The organism is Aeromicrobium sp. A1-2 (genome assembly GCF_003443875.1).
In the GTDB taxonomy this organism is placed as follows: domain Bacteria; phylum Actinomycetota; class Actinomycetes; order Propionibacteriales; family Nocardioidaceae; genus Aeromicrobium.
In genome coordinates this window covers 784732-801533 of sequence record NZ_CP027482.1, presented here as the reverse complement: position 1 = coordinate 801533, position 16802 = coordinate 784732, and the positions used below count along the sequence as shown (strand labels likewise).

Sequence of the window (16802 nt, the reverse complement as noted above, 5' to 3'; positions counted from 1 at the left end):
CATGACCGATCCGAAGGGCCTCGATCTCACTGCGCTGCAGGGCTGGCTGGGACAGAAGCACCCCGGCATCCTGGACGGGCCGCTGACCGCGAGCCTGATCACGGGCGGCAAGTCCAACCTGACGTACATCGTCAGCAACGGCAGCCGTGACCTCGTCGTCCGGCGCCCCCCTCTGGGGCACGTGCTGGCCACGGCGCACGACATGGGCCGGGAGCACCGGGTCATGGCGGCGCTGGCACCCACCGACGTGCCCGTGCCGCGGATGTTCGCGCACTGCGAGGACACCGAGGTGCTCGGCGCCCCGTTCTACGTCATGGAGCGGGTCGCCGGTACGCCGTACAGCCGGGCGGCGCAGCTCGAGCCGCTCGGTGCCGAGCGCACCGGCGCGATCACCGAACGACTCGTGGACACCCTCGTGGCGCTGCACGCGGTCGACTACCAGGAGGTCGGGCTGGGCGACTTCGGCCGGCCCGACGGCTATCTCGGTCGCCAGGTCTCACGCTGGAAGAAGCAGCTGGTCTCGTCGACGAGCCGCGAGCTCCCGGGCATGGACGAGCTCATCGCGCAGCTCGAGGGCACGATCCCGACCAGCTCTGAGGGCACCATCGTGCACGGCGACTATCGCCTCGACAACGTGCTGGTCGACGACAACGACCGGGTGACCGCGGTGCTCGACTGGGAGATGAGCACCCTCGGCGACCCACTGACCGACGTCGCGGTCCTGCTGGCCTACCAGCAGCTCGCCGAGGTCGCTCCCCCGTCGGCCGACGGGGCCGCACTCGTCACCGATGCAGCGCTCGCCCCCGGCTACCTGAGCCGCGACGCAGTGCTCGCACGCTACGCCGAAGGCTCCGGCCGGGACGTCAGCGACATCGGCTTCCACCTCGCACTGGCATTCTTCAAACTCGCCGTGATCCTGGAGGGCATCCACTACCGGCACTCCCACGGACAGACGGTCGGCAGCGGGTTCGACGGGATCGGCGACATGATCGTTCCACTGGTTGCCGCGGGACGGGCCGCTTCAAGATAGGGTGGCGCGCGTGACGGCCGAGATCCTTGAACCCCGGCGCCGCCCCACGCAGGAGCGCAGCCACAAGAAGTTCGACCACCTGCTGCGGGTCTCCCGTGAGCTGCTGCTCGAGGTTGGGTTCGAGTCGTTCACCTGCGAGGAGGTCGCCCACCGGGCCGGCCTCCCGATCGGCACGTTGTACCAGTTCTTCCAGAACAAGTACGTCATCGTGTGCGAGCTCGACCGGGTCGACGCCGTGGCCGTCCGCATGGAGCTGCAGAGCTTCGCCGAGGCGATCCCGACCCTGGACTGGCTCAAGTTCCTCAACCGGTTCATCGATCACATGGCCGCACTGTGGGTCAGCGACCCCTCACGTCGAGCGGTCTGGCTCGCGGTGCAGTCGACCCCCGCCACCCGGGCAACCGCCGCGGTGACCGAGCGCGGGCTCGCCGCCGAGGTCTCCCCGGCACTCGCGCCGCTGACGCCCGGCACCCCGCGCGAACGCCGCACCATCATGGCCGAGGTGCTGGTGCACGTCGTCTACTCGATGCTCAACTTCTCGATCCGCGACGGCCAGGAGCACAGCGAGTCGATCATCGAGCTCAAGCGTCTCGTCATGGCCTACCTGCTGAGCGCCGAGCAGGCCTGAACCGGCTACGGCCGGTGCAGGACGACGTACGCGATGGCGTAGTCGCCGTCGTGGCTCAGGGACACCTCGAGTGTGTGCCCGTCGAGGTGCTTGGCGACCTCGCCGTGCAGACGGATGCGGGGGCGACCCCACGCATCGGACACCAGCTCGATCAGGTGGTGCACGTGCTCGTCCATCAACGGCGCCTGGCCGTACATCGATGCCGACCAGGCCTTGATGACCGCTTCCTTGGCCGCCCAGCGGGCAGCGAAGTGACGCGCAGCGTCGGAGGGATGACTCCGCGCGTCACTTCGCTCGCCGGGCAGGAATGCCGTGACGAACGTGGTGCCGGGTTGGTCGAGCTGGTCCGCGAACGTGGGAACGTGGACCAGATCGACTCCGACTCCGGCGATCGTCACTAGCAGGACGCCCCGAAATAGGCGTCGTCCTCACCCAGCCGTGCCTGCGGATCCAGGAGCATTCCAGCCTCCCGCTTCCGCACTCCCTCGCTGCCGAGGCGCCGGTCTGCAGGACGCGTGTACAGCGAGGGACCGCCGTACATCGCCCTGACCAGACGCATCCGACCCTCGATCAACCGCGCTTCCGCACGGGCGGCGTAGGAGTCGCGCTCCTCACCGCTCAAGGTTGCAAGGAATGCCTGTGGGTGCACGATCGCGAGCAGTCCGGCCACGTGCCCGAAGCCCAGGCTCGTCAGGAGCCCGGCCTTGAGCTGCCCGGTCTCGAGCGGCTGACGCAGCCAGACGAGGTGCTCGTGCTCGGCAAGATCATCGTCGACGCAGTCCAGGCTCCGGTTGGGCGGGATGACCCCGCCCGACAGGACCTGGCACAAGCCGATGAGCTGGAATGCCGCCGCACCGCCCTTCGCGTGACCGGTCATGGCCTTCTGCGACATGACGTACAGGGGGTTGCCGTCGCTGCGACCGATCGCCGTGGCGATGCGCTCGTGGAGCTCGGACTCGTTGCGCTCGTTGACGCCGGTCGAGGTGTCGTGCTTGGAGAGCACGCCGATGTCGTCGGCGGTCACGCCGAGCGACCGCAACGAGCGGGCCAGGCCCGACTCACGTCCGCCGCGAGCCGCGGCGAGCGCTCCGATGCCCGGAGCCGGAATCGAGGTGTGCACGCCATCGGCGAACGAACCGGCGTACGCGACGACACCCAGGACAGGAAGCCCCATCCGAGCGGCAACGTCACCGCGGGCCAGCAGGATCGTGCCGCCACCCTGCGACTCCACGAATCCGCCGTAGCGACGGTCGTTGGCCCGGCTGAAGTAGCGGTCCTCGAGACCCTTGGCCCGCATGGCTCCGGAGTCGGCCGTGGCCGACATGTCGCCGAAGCCGACGATGCCCTCGACGCTCAGGTCGTCGAAGCCGCCCGCCACAACGAAGTCCGCCTTGCCGAGCCGGATCTTGTCAACGCCCTCCTCGACCGAGACGGCCGTCGTGGCACACGCGGCGACGGGGTGGATCATGGCGCCGTACGAGCCGACGTACGACTGCACGACGTGCGCTGCGATGACGTTCGGCAGCGCCTCCTGCAGGATGTCGTTGGCCTTGCTCTCGCCGAGCAACGTGTCCAGGTAGAGCGACTGCATCGACTGCATGCCGCCCATGCCGGTGCCCTGCGTGTTGGCGACCATCGCCGGGTGGACCCAGCGCATCAGCTCGGACGGATCGAAGCCGCTGGACAGGAACGCGTCGACGGTGCAGATCAGGTTCCACAGCGCGACCCGGTCGATCGACTCGACCATCTCGGCCGGCACGCCCCACACCGTGGGATCGAAGCCGGTCGGGATCTGGCCGCCGACCGTGCGGGTCAGCTCCATGCGGCGCGGCACTCGAATCTCGGTGCCGGCCTTGCGAGTCACGGTCCAGTCACCATCCGCGGTGGCAGTGATGACCGTGCGCTCGGGATCCGCGGCGCTCAGTGCGCGCGCCTCGGACTCGCTGGAGACCGTGAACGACAGATCGTTGTCGAGGAACACCGACGTCAGCAGCGGCGCCGTGTTGTCGATCATGGTGCCCTCATCGACGTAGCGACGAATGCCGACGGCCTCGCGGACAGTGGCCTCGTAGCGCTCGACCAGATCGGCCTCGGCGACCTTGTCCTGCGTCGCGGTGTCGAACCAGCCGCCACCCTGCTCGTCCCACGAGACCAGCCCGGTTGTCCAGGCCAGCTCGAGCACGCCGGCCGCGGACAGCTCGTCCGAGACCTCCATCTCGTAGCGGGTACGTGAGGAGCCGTACGGACCGAGCTCGCCGGCACCCACGATGACCACGAGGTCCTCGGGCTGCGCATCGGTCGGCGCCCAGTCGATCTGCTCGACCCGGTCCAGCTGTGCGGGCGATCCGGCCAGCGCCGTGATGGTGGCGCCTGGATCCTCCTCGACGACGGCTGGGCTCTCGATGCCCTCGGCCAGCGCCTTCATGTCGAGCTTGGCGCCGCCCAGGCCGCCGGTCAGGTCGACCGTCAGCGGCTCCAGACGGGCTGCTGCCCGCGCCTCGGCCGAGCAGGTGTCCATCAGCGCCTCGGCCATCGCATCGGGCGACCACGTGCGAACACCGGCCGCCTCGACGGCCTCGACCAACGGGTCGTTGCCGCCCATCAGGCCGGTGCCGCGGACCCAGCCGATGATGGCGTGGCTCAAGGTCACGCGTTCGGCCCACGTACGCTCCGCGGACCAGCGAGCCACCAGCGCGTCGAGCGCCGACTTGGCCTCGCCGTAGCCGCCGTCGCCGCCGAACATTCCGCGGTTGGGCGAGCCCGGGAGGACGACGTGCAACGTCGACGCGAGGTCACGATCCTGGGTGCGGGCCGACAACCGGCCGATCAACCGCTCGACCGACCACACGAGGATCCGCATGTCGATCTCGGTGCGGCTGCCAGCGTCGGTCAGGTCTCCTGCGACCCGGCCGGAGGCGAACGGGAACAGCAGCGTCGGCGTCATGGCGGGCTTCAGGACAGTTGTGGTCCCGGCGCGGGTCTGCGTCTGCTCGCTGGAGATCCAGCTCGACAAGGCATCGACGTCGGCGAACGAGGCCATGTTGGCCGGGACGATCCACAGCGCTGCGCCATCGATCGCGTGGGTGCGGTAGAGCTCCTTGTAGAACCCGAGCCGGGCCGAGTCCAGGCCCGACGTCGTCGCGATGACGGTCGCTCCCCCAGCCAGGAGCTTGCCGGTCACGGCGGCCGCGATGGATCCCCGGCTGGCGCCGGTCACGACCGCGAGCTCATCGGCCCATGTGCCCTTCGTCGAGCTCAGGGCGTCAGCCGCGATCTGCTTGAACCGGTCCGCAAGTGCGGGGTCCGAGTGGGTCGAGTGCCAGGTGGCCTGGGCCGCGACGGCCGGTCCGGCACCCACGAAGCACGCCTCGACGGTGTCGCCGGTCGCGATGCGCGCAAGGTCTTCACGTGCGCTGGCCCATCGGTCGTCCAGCAGGACGGCCTTGAGCTCGTCGAACGCCGGAGCGGTGAGCTTGGCCCAGTCGCTGCCGAGCTCGCTCTCCACCCGGGCGAGCACCTCGGCCGCAGCCTCGTCGGTCTCGACCGCGGGCGGCACGTCGTTGAGTCCGAGCTGGTCCAGGACCAGTCGGGCCGACGAGGCGAGGACGCCATCGGGCCCCGTGATCTGGGCGGTGAACTCGCCGAGGGCGGCCGCGTCGATCGTGGCCTCTCCCCCGCCGGTCGCCGGCAGGTCGACGTTGACGCCGTGGCGAGCGCCCACGGCCTGCACGCTCGCGTCGATCGCAGCATCGGCGTCAGCGGCCGAGCCCAGCCCGCTCAACGAGCCGTAGTCGCCGCCGCGGATGCTGGCACCCTCGCGGCTCGACAGCGCGAGCTCGACGAGTGCGTGACTCGCCCAGCCCGGTCCGAGCTGCCACACGTCGGTGACCCGCTCGGCGATCGAGGACTGGCGCCGGCCGGTCGGGCCGAGCACCTTCTTGAGGTGATCGCCAAGAGCCTCGCTGAGCACTGGCCCGAACGGCTTGTAGCCGCGGGCCAGACCCTTGACCTGGGCCGACAAGGTCGGCAGGTCGGCATCTGCCGCACCGTCGATCGCACCGAGACCGAGCTCGCCGCCCAGATCGACGAGCAGCTGGTTGCGGCGCGAGGATGCACCGTCGCACAGCGACTCGATCGAGTCGGCTGCACCGATCTGGTCCAGACGCATCTTGGTCCACCAGGCGATAAGGACCGTGGTGGCATCGGCCGCGTCGAACGAAAGGTCCGCCGGACGCGGCCCGCTCGAGGTGGCAGCGGAGGGCGCCGCAGCGGCTGGAGCCGCATCCGTCGCCGTGGCGGCCTCGGCCGGAGCCTCGTCCTCCTCGACGACCTGCTCCTCGTCGGTCGAGAAGACCGCGGCGTTGTCGCGCTCGAAGTTGAGCACCTCGACCGGACCACCGAGGCGACCGGGCAGCTTGAGCGTCGAGGACGCGAGGTTCGCCACGGTGGGCGCCTGGCCCACACCGACCTCGATGAAGCGCTCGACACCCAGGCCTCCGGACCCTTCGGCGCCGAACAGCAGGTCCTGTGTCTCGATCCAGCGAACCGGGCTGGCGAACTGCCAGGCCAGCAGCTCGATCAGGACGACGCGGCACAGCTCGCCGGGCCGGCTCGACCAGTCGGCGAAGTCGGCCAGCACCGCGTCGAGCGGCTCCGACGGCACGAGATCGGCGATCTCCTGCAAGAAGGCACGGTCGAGCGAGAACGGCTTGGGCACCAGGTTGGGGACGTAGCGTCCCGTCAGGATCTCCGGGTCGATCGACGTCGGCAGGAGCTCGGTGAGCCGATCCCGGAAGTCCGGGACACCATCACGCAGGACGGTCGAGTGGAAGGGCACGTCGATCCCGGGCACCAGGATGAACGCCGCCTTGCCACCGAACTGCGTGCGACGCTTCGCGATGTCGGTCTCGAGGACCTCCAGACCGCGCACCGTGCCGGCGATCGCGTACTGCGAGTCACGCAGGTTGTAGTTGACGATCTGCAGGAACTCGCCCGAACGCTCGGCGACACCGTCGACGTACGCCGTGACGTCGTCGTCGGTCAGGCCGATCTGCGAAGGACGGATCGCGGCGAGCCGATAGTTGCTGCGTCCGGCGGCGTCGCGCGGGACGAGCGCGTGCATGACCGAGCCGCGCTGGAACACGACCTCGACGACGGCCTCGAGCGGTATGACGCCCGAGACTGCGGCCAGCGCGTTGTACTCGCCGACCGAGTGTCCCGCGAGGATCGAGCCCTCGACGAAGCCGCCGGACTCGCGCAGCTCGGCCATCTGGGCCGCTCCCAGGACCGCCATGGCGACCTGGGTGAACTGGGTCAGGAACAGCACTCCATCGGGGTGCTTGTGGTTGACCCCGTTCGTGACGAGCTCGGTCGGGTTGTCACGGACCACCGTGAGGATCGAGAAGCCGAGCGCTTCGCGGGTGTGCGCGTCGGCACGGTCCCAGATCTCACGGGCAGACTTGGACCGCTGGTACGCGGCCATGCCCATGCCGGGGTGCTGGATGCCCTGCCCGGGGAAGGCGTACGCGGTGCGCGGCGCCTCGAGGCGGGCGGTGGCCGACATGACGACCTCACCATCGGCGCGGCAGGTGATGTCGACGACCTCGGCGCCGGCGTCCAGGCCGATGCGGTCGGCCTTGATGTCGACCGTCACGCCCGGGCGGACCGGGGCGAGGAAGCGCGTCGTCCAGCCCGTGATGCGACGGTGGGACAGGACCTGCTGGGCGGCGGCGGAGACCCACATGCCGTGCACGATCGGATCGCCGAGGCCCGCCAGGCGGGCCGCCGCGACGCTGGTGTGGATCGGGTTGTGGTCGCCCGTCACGGCGGCGAAGCCGCGCAGGTCGGTCGGAGCAATGAGAGTCGCGGCGCCACGCGACTTGCGCGGGGTGTCCGCGATGTCGCCGGTCAGGGATCCGCCTGCCCGCACAGGATCGGCGAGCTCGCCGGAGCCGATGCGGCCACGGATCGCGAAGCGCTCGCGAAGCGTGGCGATGTCACCCGAGGGTGCGGAGACCGTGACGTCGACCGCGACGACGCGGCCGAAGCCGGTGTCCTCGATCGAGTGGACGACCGAGGAGATCGACAGAGCGGTCGGTGCGACCGGGAGCGTGCCGGTCATCGCGATCGCGTGGTCGAGGTGGACCAGGTCGAGCATTCCCTCGATGACCGGGAGACCGTCACGCGTCGTGGCGGCGCCGAGGACCGCGAACACCGACGGCCAGGCCAGGCCGACCAGGACGTCGGGCACGGGATGCGTCGGGGTGTGGGCTCCCGTGACTCCGGCGTGATCGGCGACCAGGTCGGGGTCCCACGAGATGCTGACCGTCGCACGGCCGTTGGACACGGTCGGGACGTCACCACCAGCAGCCCCTGCGACGAGCGAGCCCATAGCGGCCACCGCGACATCGGTCGTGACGATCGGGGCAGAACCCGCGAGCACTGCGTCGTCGAGGTCGATCCGCAGCGAGAGCGGACGGGCCAGCGGCACGTTGAGCTCTGCGGTGCGGCCATCGATCGCCACCAGGGTCGCGCCTGTCTCGGGGTGCTCGGCGCGCTGCGGATCGACGATGAACCACTCGGCGCCGAGACGGTGGACCGGGTTGCGGACCGTGCGACCGGCCCAGACCAGGTCGGGTGCCGCCAGGACCAGGGACAGGACGTCGCCGGCCCCTTCGACCCGCCGGCGTCCGGAGACGCGCTGGGCGGCGCGCCCCGAGGCCAGCAGACCGTCGATCGTGACGTCCTCGAAGCGACGCAGGAGCTGGGCGACCGGCTCGTCGACGCGGTCGATGCCGGCCACTGAGACCGGGCCGGGGATGATGCAGACCTCGTCGGCGGCGTACCGCGGGTCGTGTGCCTGCCACAGCGAGTCCGAGCGCCACCAGCGACGGACGTCCTGGTCAAGCACCGGCACGAAGTTGACCGGCTTGCCCGGCGTCCTGCACTGCTCGACGAAGAACAGCACGTCGGCCGGGTGCAGGGTGACGCCCTCGGCGTGGGGGTAGGTCTCCACCAGCGTGGCCAGCGCCGTAGCGCTGTCGTCAACGGATGCCGAGTCGGCGAACAGGGTCGCGATCTGGCCACGGTCCGCGACGTGCAGCCGGGACTCGGCCCGCTGCAGCATCGCGTGGAAGCGGTCACGCAACGTGATGTCGAGCCACGACGGGGTGCCGGACAGCTCGATGTAGCGGCGCAGCCACTGGGCGTACGTCATGGTCTCGACGTCGCCGAAGTACGGCTTCGCGGTGCGGTCGAGCGCGATGATGATCTCGTCGCGGCGCGCCGCGACGGCCTTGGCGTCACCGGCGACCTCGTCGAGCAGGCGGCCCGTGCGTGACGCCGTGTTGTCGATCTCATGGATGTCGGCGCCGAGCTGGCTGCGGCCCGAGGCCATCCCGCCCTTGGCGCTGCCCGCACCGACCCAGGTGCCGGTGCCGCGGGTGTCGACCAGGAGCTGCTTGACGTCCGGGGCGGTCGTCGCCTCGAGGGTTGCCATCGCGGCGGTGCCGACCAGGATGCCGTCCAACGGCATCACCGGATATCCATGACGACGGGCCCATTCACCGGTCAGGTACGCCGCAGCGACCTCGGGGGTGCCGATGCCGCCGCCGACGGCCACGGCGACGTTGTCGAGCGCGCGCAGCTCGCCATAGGTCGCGAGCAGCAGGTCGTCGAGGTCCTCCCACGAATGGTGCCCACCGGCGCGGCCGCCCTCGATCTGGACGATGATCGGGGTCGGCGCGACGGCTTTGGCGATGGCCACGACCTGGCGAATCTGCTTGACGGTCCCGGGCTTGAAGACGATGTGCGCGATCTCGGCCTCGCGGAGCTCCTCGACCAGTGCCACCGCCTCGTCGAGCTCGGGGATGCCGGCCGTGACGATGACGCCGTCGATCGGCGCTCCGGCGGCACGGGCGCGCTGCACCAGACGCTTCTGTCCCAGCTGCAGCTTCCACAGGTAGGGGTCGAGGAACAGGGAGTTGAACTGGTAGCTCCTGCCGGGCAGGAGCAGGTCGTCGAGCTCGGCGACACGATCGGCGAAGATCTCCTCGGTGACCTGACCGCCACCGGCGAGCTCGGACCAGAAGCCGGCATTGGCCGCGGCGGCAACGATCTTGGCATCGACCGTCGTCGGAGTCATGCCGGCGAGCAGGATCGGCGATTTGCCGGTCAGCCGGGTGAACCGGGTCTCGACGTGCAGACTGCCGTCAGGCAGCGTCACGACGCTGGGCGCGTACGCGGCCCACGGCTTCGCGAGACGAGGCGAGGCGCCAGCGGCGGTCAGCTCACGGTGACCACGACGGGTCGTCGTGGCGATGACGCCGGCCCCACGGCTGCGGAGCTCACGCGCGGACAGCTGCGCGGCGATCTCCGCAGGTCCGATGTCAAGGATCCAGGTGGCGCCAGCATCCAGCGCCGAATCCAGCGAGGCGACCCAGTCGACCGGGTCGACGATCGCGCGCATCGTGAGCGTCCGAGCACGCGCTGCGTCGAAGCCGCAGGCCTGTGCCCACGTGGCGACGAGGTCCGCCGCCTCGGCGAGATCGGGGTGGTGGAACGCCAGCTGCGCCGGGAGCGGCTCGAGCACGGGTGCGAACGGCGATCCACCGGTGGTCTTGCGCTCGCGCTCGGCCTTCTCGGCCGCGGCGATCTCCTCGAGCCGTGCCTCGACGACGCGGAGGCCGTCGACGGGCCCGGACAGGACGACACTACGACGACCGTTGCGCAGGCGCGAGACGACCCGCAACGAGGCCGGCAGCTCGGCCAGGATCTCGTCGATGCGCTGCGGGACGACGTTCGAGACGCTCAGCATCGTGGACCCGAGCAGTCCGCGGCGGCGCCCGACGAGCTGCGCTGCCGCACCCATCAGGCGGGCGACGGCCAGCAGCTCGACATCGTCGACACCCGCGAGCGACTGTGTCGCAAGGTCACCCTGCGAGTGACCGATGACTGCGACGGGCGCGACGACCTGCGGGTCGATGCCCTGGCGGCGCAGGGCCCGGAGGCCCGCGAGCTGGGCCAGCAGGATGCCGGGCACCGAGGCTCCGGGTGTATCCAGCACCTCGGAGCTCGGCAGTACAGGTGCGTCGTCGTCCTCTGCGGACTCACCGACCGCAATGACATCGGCCCACGCCAGTGGGGTGAAGGTGACGCCCACACGAGCCAGCTCGGTCGCCACAGGCGACAGACGCTCCTCGGCCTGCGACACGAGTGACTCCAGCTCGGCCTCGAGCGCGAAGTCACGGATCAGGCCGGCGAGCGGCTCGAGCCACGGCGCACCCTGACCGCCGAACGCGATGGCGTACGGCGTGCCGGTCAGGATGCGGTCGATCAGGGCGCCGCGACGCTCGGTTGTCTGGATCGCGGCAAGCGGGGTGTCGATGGTCGTCACAGGCGGATTCCCTCGGGTTACTGCCGTCGCTGGATCGACGGGCGGTCCCTCCATCATGACAAAACATGAGGGATTCCTCAACTTTTAGATGAGGTTTTCCTCATCTTTTCCCGAGACGTGCCTCACACCCCGCCGCGCTCAGGCCGTGCCGCGAGCCGGGTAGTCGTTGCTCTGCGCGAAGGTCAGTCCAGCGATGACGTCGTCGATCGCGGGGCGACCGAACGGCATGCTCGCGACGCTGCTCCAGAACAGCGAGCCGTCCGAGTCCAGCACGAACATCCCCGGCTCGCTGAACGTGGCCGGCTCCCCCTCCTTGATCGCCGTGGAGATGAACAGGCCCCAGTCGCGCGCCGACTGCTCGCTCAGGCCGTACGCGACCGACAGGTCCTGGAGGTGCCACTCGTCCACGACCTTGGCACTACGCTCCTCGGTCTCCATGCTGACCGCGATCACGCGACCCACGCCGGCATCGTTGAGGTCCTCGATCCGGCGATCGAGCTCCTTGAGCTGCTTGCGGCAGACCGGGCAGTGCAGGCCGCGGTAGAAGACCACCAGGGTGAACCGACCGTCCTGACCGGAGCCCAGCTTGAGGCTCTCGGTGCCTCCCCCTCCCGTGAGCGGGAGATCGAGGCTGGGCGGCGTGTGCGTGGGAAGAATGCTCATACCAAGCACAGCGCGCGTCCGATGCACGAAATTCCTGATCCCACGACGCGACCGTGCCCTCGTCGGCTGACAGTCGACGAGGGCACGGTGTGACGGACGCGGACGGGCTAGACGCCCCCGGTGAGCGTCACGCCACCATCGATCGTGATGGTCTGGCCCGTGACCCAGGCGGAGTCCTGCGACAGCAGGAACGTGACGACCGAGCCGATGTCGTCCGGCTCGCCCAGACGCTTGAGGGGGTACGCCGCCGCGACCTCCTCCTCCCTGCCTTCGTACAACGCCGTCGCGAACTTGGTCTTGACGACCGCAGGCGCCACGGCATTGACCCGAATGTCGGGGCCGAGCTCGACCGCGAGCTCCTCCGTCACGTGGATCAACGCGGCCTTGGACGCCCCGTAGACACCGATGCCGGGCGCCGGCAGGAGGCCTGCCACGGAGGCGATGTTGACGATCGCGCCACCGTGGTCGCCCAGCCAGGCGTGATAGACCTTCTGCGCCCACGCAATCGCGGAGACCACGTTGACCCGCATGGTCTTCTCAGCAGCGCCGAGGTCAACGTCGATCATCCGCCCGTACGTCGGGTTGATGCCCGTGTTGTTGACCAGGAAGTCGATCCGACCGAAGGCCGCCAACGTCGTCGCGACGGTCTCGTCCTGGTGCGCCTCGTCATCGGCACTGCCAGCCACGAAGATCGCGTGCTCGGAACCGCCGAGCGACTCGACCGCCTCGGCGAGCGCCTCGGCCTTGCGGGCCGTGATGCACACCTTGCCGCCATCGGCCACGAACCGCTGGGCGATAGCGAGACCGATCCCCCGGCTCGCACCGGTGACGATCGCGACCTGGCCGTCGAAACGACCCGCCATCAGGACAGACGCTCCAGGACCATCGCCATACCCTGTCCGCCGCCGACACACATCGTCTCGACGCCGAACTGCTTGTCGTGGTGCTGCATCGAGTTGATCAGCGTGCTGGTGATACGTGCACCGGTCATGCCGAACGGGTGACCAATCGCAATAGCTCCACCGTTGATGTTGAGCTTGTCGATCGGGATGCCGAGAGCCTGCGCCGAACCGAGCGCCTGCACCGCGAAAGCCTCGTTGATCTCGAACAGGTCGATGTCGCCGATGTCCATGTTGGCGTGGCGCAGAGCCTGCTTGACGGCCTCGACCGGTCCAAGACCCATGATCTCGGGCGACAGACCCGTCACACCGGTCGACACGATCCGTGCCAGCGGGGTCAGGCCCAGAGCCTTGGCCTTGGTGTCGCTCATGATGACGAGCGCCGCGGCGCCGTCGTTGAGCGCGCAGCAGTTGGCGGCCGTGATCGTGCCGTCCGGCCGGAACACCGGCTTGAGCTGCGAGACGCCTTCGAGGGTCACGCCGGCGCGGGGTCCGTCGTCGGTGCTGACGATAGTGCCGTCGGGCAGCGTGACCGGAGTGATGTCCTTGGCCCAGAAGCCGTCGTTGATGGCCTTCTCGGCCAGGTTCTGGCTGCGGACGCCGAACTCGTCCTGCTCCTGGCGGCTCATGCCGATGAGCTGCTGAACGTTCTCGGCGGTCTGTCCCATCGCGATGTACGCATTGGGGATCGAACCGTCCTCGCGCGGGTCGTGCCATGCGTCGGCCCCACCTTCGGAGCGCTTCTCCGTGCGGGCCAGAGCATCGTTGAACAACGGGTTGAAGGTGCTCGCCGAGTCGGCCATGCCGTTGGCGAACCGGCTCACGGTCTCGACGCCCGCCGAGATGAAGACATCGCCCTCGCCGGCCTTGATCGCGTGGAAGGCCATGCGGGTCGTCTGCAGGCTCGAGGAGCAGTAGCGGTTGACCGTCACGCCGGGAACGTGGTCCATGCCAGCCATGACCGAGACGATCCGACCCAGGTTGTTGCCCGACTCACCGGCCGGCTGGCCGACGCCGAGGTGGAGGTCCATGATGTCGTGGCGATCCAGCTCCGGCACCTTGCCGAGCGCGGCTTCGACCATCTGGACCGTCAGGTCGTCAGGACGCATGTCCTTGAGCGATCCCTTGACGGCGCGACCGATCGGCGAGCGCGCGGTGGCCACAATTACTGCTTCGGGCATTTCGTTGCCTTCCTGGTGGGGTGGTCCGGCCTCAGAATCCGAGGTCGCGACCGATGAGCTCTTTCATGATCTCGTTGGATCCAGCCCAGATCTTGCTGACCCTAGCGTCGCGCCAGGCGCGGGCGACACGGTACTCGTTCATGAAGCCATATCCGCCGTGCAGCTGCACGCAGTGGTCGAGCACATCGTTCTGGATCTCCGAGGACCACCACTTCGCCTTGGCGGCGTCGGTCGCGGTCGCGTTGCCCTGCGTGTGGGCCAGCACGACCTGGTCGACGTACGCCTCGGCGACGTCGATCTTGGTCACCAGCTCGGCGAGCAGGAACTTGTTGTGCTGCAGGCTGCCGATCGACTGCTTGAACGCCTGCCGGTCGTGCGCGTACTGGATCGTCTCGGCGAGGATCTGCTTGGCATGCGCGACGTTCGACACCGCGCACGTCAGTCGCTCCTGCGGGAGTCGCTCCATCATGTAGATGAAGCCACGGTCCTGCTCACCGATGATCCGGTCGTCGCCGAGGCGCACGTTCTCGAAGATCAGCTCAGAGGTGTCGGCCTCGGACTGCCCGACCTTGTCGAGCTTGCGGCCGCGGCTGAATCCCGCATCGGTCGCCTCGATGCCGAACAGCGTGATGCCCTTGGCCCCCTTCTCCGGCGATGTGCGGACCGCAGTGAGGATCAGATCCGCCGAGAAGCCGTTGGTGATGAAGGTCTTGGAGCCGTTGATGACCCACGCGTCGCCGTCGCGGACCGCAGTGGTCCGCAGCGCCGCCAGGTCCGAGCCGCCGCCGGGCTCGGTCATGCCGATCGCGGTGACGATCTCGCCCGCTGCACAGCCGGGCAGCCAGCGCTGCTTCTGCTCGTCGGTGCCCAGGTCCACGATGTAGGGCACGGCGATGTCGGAGTGGATCGCCGCGCAGGACGCGAGCGCGGCGTTGAGCTTGCTGAGCTCTTCGGCCCACACCGCATTGAACCGGAAGTCGCCGGCCTCGGCGCCTCCGAAGGCCTCGGGGATCTCCAGCGCGAGATACCCCTCGGCGCCCGCGGTCAGCCAGAAGTCGCGCGGGAGCGCCTTGTCCTCCAGGTACATCTCAAGATGCGGTTCCACGTGCTTGGCGAGGAACGCGGCGCACGATGCGCGGAATGCTTCGTGGTCCTCGTGGAAGATCGATCGCTGCAATGCTCTGCCTTCGATGGTGCGGCTCTGGAGGTCAAACACGCTAAGCGCTTGCTTAGCATGCAATCACTCCGCCATGCTGTCAACCGAAGGAGGTCCCGACATGACCACGATCACGGCACGCGAACGACTCATCAACGCCGCGGTCGAGGCGTTCGCCGAGAAGGGCTTCGCCGGGACCACGACCCGAGACATCGCCTCACGGGCGGGCATGAGCCCCGCGGCGGTCTATGTCCATCACGACTCCAAGGAGAGCCTGCTGTTCACGGTGAGCCTCAACGGGCACCGCAAGGCCCTGGACGTCATCACCACTGCCGCCGCGTCGAGCGCCGACCCGATCGAGCGACTCCGCACGATGGTCTACGAGTTCAGCCTCTGGCACGCCGACAACAGTCGGGTCGGACGCATCGTGCAGTACGAGTACCACGCGCTGACCGCCGATCACCGGACCGATGTCGCGGGGTACCGCCGAAGCATCGAGAAGGCCATGCAGGACGCCCTGGCCGACGGCGTCGACCAGGGAGTCCTGGATGTTGATGACGTTCCGGGGACCGCGTTCTCGCTGCTGTCCCTGGGCGTCGATCTGGTGCGTTGGTTCGAGCCGGGCGGCTCCCGGTCGGGTCCTGAGCTGGCAACCCTGCACGCAGATCTCGCGGTGAGGATGACCCGGCCCAACAGCCGCTAGCCGTCCGACCTGCAGGCCGGATCAGGCCTGGAGCACAGCCTCGGCGTTGATGTGGATCGAGATCTTGTCGCCGATCATGAGCTTGTCGGAGCCCTCGACGGGCATGTTGAAGTCGATGCCGAACTCCTTGCGGCTGATCTGGGTCGTGGCCTCGACACCGACCCGGGTGCCACCCCACGGGTCGCCCCCCTCACCGAGGAACTCGGTCGCGAGCTCGACCGACTTGGAGATGCCGCGGATCGTCAGGTCGCCGGTCACGACGAAGTCGGTGGCGCTCTTCTGCACCACGCCGGTCGAGACGAAGGTCATGGTGGGGCTGCTCTCGACGCCGAAGAAGTCCGCCGAGCGCAGGTGCTCGTCGCGGCCGGCAGTGCCGGTGTCGATCGTGCTGAGGTCGACCTCGACCGTGACCGATGACGCGCTCAGGTCCTCGGCCGTGACGACAGCGCCCTCGAAGCCGGTGAACTTGCCACGAACCTTGCCGATCAGGTGGCGGACCGTGAAGCCGATCTCGGTGTGCGTCGGGTCCAGTGTCCAGGTGCCGGTGGTGACTGCGGTAGCTGTGGTCATGAGTACTCCTAGTGGCTTTGTCGTTGATCCTTCAACTAGATACACTGTACACACGATTGAACGTTCAATCAAATGCCTCGACGGAGTAGGGTGACCACATGGAAACGACGACCGCCACGCCATGGCTGACCGCGGAGCAGCAGGGGGTCTGGCGCTCGTTCCTCGGCGGCACCACCGCGCTGATGGACCGCCTCGATCGTGATCTCCGCACCGCACACGGCCTGTCGATGCCGGAGTACGAGATCCTCGTACGGTTGTCCGAGGCGCCGGGCCGCTCGATCCGGATGGCTGAGCTGGCCGATGCAGTCGGCCACTCGCGCAGCCGCGTGACCCACACGATCGCGCGCCTCGAGCGCGAGGACATCGTCGTCCGTGGCCAGTGCTCTGACGACGGACGCGGCGTGTCGGCAGTCCTGACCGACCACGGCCTCAGCACCCTCGAGGCGGCGGCCCACACCCACGTGCAGGGAGTCAACGACTACCTGCTCGACACCGCTGGGGCCGAGGACTTCGCCGCCCTGGGTCGCGTCATGCAGCAGGTTGTCGAAAAGCTCAACGGCAAGGGCTTCTGACCCCGG

The 16802-nt window shown here is 68.9% G+C and carries 11 protein-coding genes; 4 read left to right on the top strand and 7 right to left on the bottom strand.

The window, feature by feature from the left end:
• Window position 1: 1 nt before the first annotated feature.
• Window positions 2–1030, top strand: a complete 1029-nt coding sequence (locus C6I20_RS03925; RefSeq protein ID WP_118394766.1) for a phosphotransferase family protein — start codon at window positions 2–4, stop codon at window positions 1028–1030.
• Window positions 1031–1040: 10 nt separating this feature from the next.
• On the top strand, window positions 1041–1658 hold the full coding sequence (locus tag C6I20_RS03920; protein WP_254052242.1) for a TetR/AcrR family transcriptional regulator: 618 nt from the start codon (window positions 1041–1043) through the stop codon (window positions 1656–1658).
• A gap of 5 nt (window positions 1659–1663) precedes the next feature.
• Here C6I20_RS03920 and C6I20_RS03915 read toward each other — a convergent pair whose 3' ends face one another.
• The 6 genes from C6I20_RS03915 to C6I20_RS03890 form a co-directional block, all read right to left on the bottom strand.
• Window positions 1664–2056: a holo-ACP synthase gene (locus C6I20_RS03915; RefSeq protein WP_118394764.1), complete on the bottom strand. Its 393-nt coding sequence runs from the start codon at window positions 2054–2056 to the stop codon at window positions 1664–1666.
• Window positions 2056–11052: a type I polyketide synthase gene (locus C6I20_RS03910; protein WP_254052241.1), complete on the bottom strand. Its 8997-nt coding sequence runs from the start codon at window positions 11050–11052 to the stop codon at window positions 2056–2058. The genes C6I20_RS03915 and C6I20_RS03910 overlap by 1 nt, the downstream gene beginning before the upstream one ends.
• Before the next feature lie 138 nt (window positions 11053–11190).
• Window positions 11191–11715: a peroxiredoxin-like family protein gene (locus C6I20_RS03905; protein WP_118394763.1), complete on the bottom strand. Its 525-nt coding sequence runs from the start codon at window positions 11713–11715 to the stop codon at window positions 11191–11193.
• A 107-nt stretch (window positions 11716–11822) separates the two neighbouring features.
• Complete coding sequence (locus C6I20_RS03900; protein ID WP_118394762.1) at window positions 11823–12578, bottom strand: SDR family oxidoreductase; 756 nt, start codon at window positions 12576–12578, stop codon at window positions 11823–11825.
• Complete coding sequence (locus C6I20_RS03895) at window positions 12578–13795, bottom strand: acetyl-CoA C-acetyltransferase (protein WP_118394761.1); 1218 nt, start codon at window positions 13793–13795, stop codon at window positions 12578–12580. The genes C6I20_RS03900 and C6I20_RS03895 overlap by 1 nt, the downstream gene beginning before the upstream one ends.
• A 31-nt stretch (window positions 13796–13826) precedes the next feature.
• A complete protein-coding gene (locus C6I20_RS03890; protein WP_118398573.1) occupies window positions 13827–14972 on the bottom strand; it encodes an acyl-CoA dehydrogenase family protein in 1146 nt (381 codons plus the stop codon).
• Window positions 14973–15072: 100 nt separating this feature from the next.
• Here C6I20_RS03890 and C6I20_RS03885 point away from each other — a divergent pair, with 100 nt between their 5' ends.
• Window positions 15073–15654 (top strand): TetR/AcrR family transcriptional regulator, encoded by a 582-nt coding sequence (locus C6I20_RS03885; protein WP_118394760.1) that lies wholly within the window; start codon window positions 15073–15075, stop codon window positions 15652–15654.
• A 21-nt stretch (window positions 15655–15675) separates the two neighbouring features.
• On the opposite strand, the gene C6I20_RS03880 is transcribed toward C6I20_RS03885, so the two are convergent.
• On the bottom strand, window positions 15676–16224 hold the full coding sequence (locus tag C6I20_RS03880) for a YceI family protein (protein WP_118394759.1): 549 nt from the start codon (window positions 16222–16224) through the stop codon (window positions 15676–15678).
• A gap of 98 nt (window positions 16225–16322) precedes the next feature.
• On the opposite strand from C6I20_RS03880, the gene C6I20_RS03875 reads away from it, so the two are divergent.
• Entirely contained in the window at window positions 16323–16796 is a 474-nt protein-coding gene (locus tag C6I20_RS03875; RefSeq protein ID WP_118394758.1) for a MarR family winged helix-turn-helix transcriptional regulator, read from the top strand.
• Window positions 16797–16802: the final 6 nt, after the last annotated feature.